At 46.8% G+C, this 1,901-nt stretch carries 3 protein-coding genes; 2 read left to right on the top strand and 1 reads right to left on the bottom strand.

Features of this window, described 5'->3' with window-relative positions; translation table 11 throughout:
• A partial coding sequence (plsY, locus tag B3O33_RS07805; RefSeq protein WP_292363343.1) for a glycerol-3-phosphate 1-O-acyltransferase PlsY occupies nucleotides 1-449 on the top strand: 449 nt, incomplete at its 5' end.
• Here the strand turns inward: plsY and tsaD are convergent.
• Nucleotides 441-1,457 carry a tRNA (adenosine(37)-N6)-threonylcarbamoyltransferase complex transferase subunit TsaD gene (tsaD, locus tag B3O33_RS07800; protein WP_292361017.1) on the bottom strand — a complete coding sequence of 339 codons (1,017 nt, stop codon included), beginning with the start codon at nucleotides 1,455-1,457 and terminating at the stop codon, nucleotides 441-443. The two genes, plsY and tsaD, sit on opposite strands and share 9 nt — an antisense overlap.
• A gap of 152 nt (nucleotides 1,458-1,609) precedes the next feature.
• On the opposite strand from tsaD, the gene rpsU reads away from it, so the two are divergent.
• Complete coding sequence (gene rpsU, locus B3O33_RS07795; protein ID WP_014705573.1) at nucleotides 1,610-1,825, top strand: 30S ribosomal protein S21; 216 nt, start codon at nucleotides 1,610-1,612, stop codon at nucleotides 1,823-1,825.
• Nucleotides 1,826-1,901: the final 76 nt, after the last annotated feature.

Raw genomic sequence — 1,901 nt, 5'->3', positions numbered from 1 at the left:
TGCGGATGGGCAGCAAAAAGCTCGCAGCACTGGTTCTGCTTATTGATGTATTAAAGGGCGTCATCCCGGTATTAATCGGACGAATGTTAGGCTTTGATATTGATATCCTGGCTTTAATCGCTTTCTTTGCATTTCTTGGGCACTTATACCCTGTCTTTTTCCAGTTTAAAGGTGGCAAAGGTGTCGCAACAGCATTAGGTGCATTTCTGGCGTTGTCACCTGCGTTGGCTGGAGCGGCGTTACTGACTTGGATTCTGGTTTTTGCCATTAGCCGGATTTCGTCTTTATCCGCCATTGCCGCTGCGGCAATGACACCGGTTTATAGCTTATGGCTTATTGATACGGTGTTTGCACGTACGGTTATTCTGTTCATTGCCTTATTGTTGCTATGGCGGCATCGTAGCAATATCCAGCGTTTGCTGGCCGGTGAAGAGAAGAAGTCAGGCTGAAGCTGGCGGCGTTAACTCATCTAATGGCCAACGCGAACGCACATTAAACGTAGCATCGGTTTCAAGTAGCATCGCCTGATGGCGCATAGCACCGGCAAATGCAATCATCGCTCCGTTATCGCTACAGAATTGTAATTGCGGGTAATAAACCTGCACTTTCGGTAATGCATCTAAAGCCGCGCGCAAAGATTTATTGGCACTGACGCCACCGGCCACGACCAAACGCTTATGACCACTTTGTTTTAATGCACGGCGACATTTAATCACCAGGGTTTCCACCGCCGCTGTTTGAAACGCCAGCGCAATATCGGCTTTGGCCTGTTCACTCTGATCACTGTTATGCCAGGTGTTTAAAGCAAATGTTTTCAAACCACTGAAACTGAAATCCAAACCCGGACGATTGGTCATCGGTCTGGGAAAGATATGGGCGCCCTCTTGTCCTTTTTCCGCTAAAGCCGCTAAGGCCGGGCCGCCCGGATAACCCAGCCCCAACATTTTGGCGGTTTTATCAAACGCTTCACCCACCGCATCATCAATGGATTCGCCCATTAATTCATATTCCCCCACGCCCTTAACATCAACCAGTAAGGTATGGCCGCCGGAAATTAATAAAGATACAAATGGAAATGCCGGTGGATTCGCTTCCAGTAACGGCGATAAAAGGTGCCCTTCCATATGATTGATTGGCAAGGCTGGAATATTTAACGCCCAGGCCAGACTGCGGCCAATTGCCGCGCCCACCAGTAAAGCCCCTACCAGACCCGGACCCGCGGTATAAGCCACTGCATCAATATCTTTACGTTGCAGACCCGCTTCATCCAGAACCTGTTGCATTAAGGGTAACGCCTTCTGAATATGATCACGGGAAGCCAGTTCCGGCACCACACCGCCATATTCGGCATGCATATCTATCTGACTGAAAAGTGCGTGAGCTAACAATCCTTTTTCAGTATCATAAAGTGCAATACCGGTTTCGTCGCAAGATGATTCAATTCCTAAAACACGCATAAATTTATTCTGACTGCATTAAATTAATGCCAATTATTATGCCTTGCTGGGGGTGGTCTCATCCAACTAATTCGCATTTAGTATTTTCTTTCCGAAATAGATCTCGTACAATTAAGGGCTTTTCCGTAATTGTCTGTTTAGGAATGTATTGAATGCCATCTGTTAAGGTTAAAGAAAACGAACCATTTGACGTAGCTTTACGTCGTTTCAAACGTGCTTGTGAAAAAGCCGGTACGGTTGCTGAAGCTCGCGCTCGCGAAGCTTATGAAAAACCAACAACTGTTCGTAAACGTGCTGCAGCTGCCGCTGTTAAACGTCACCAAAAGAAACTGTCTCGTGAAAACGCTAGCCGCGTTCGCATGTACTAATTGCTGATTAGAATCTCATTCTAATGCCTCAAGAAGCCAGTCCACTCAAAGCTCGAATTCAAGATAGCGTAAAAGA

This window comes from Methylophaga sp. UBA1464 (assembly GCF_002325665.1).
In the GTDB taxonomy this organism is placed as follows: Bacteria; Pseudomonadota; Gammaproteobacteria; order Nitrosococcales; family Methylophagaceae; genus Methylophaga.
Note: the sequence above shows the minus strand (reverse complement) of the source record. Positions and strands in the feature narration are given on the sequence as shown.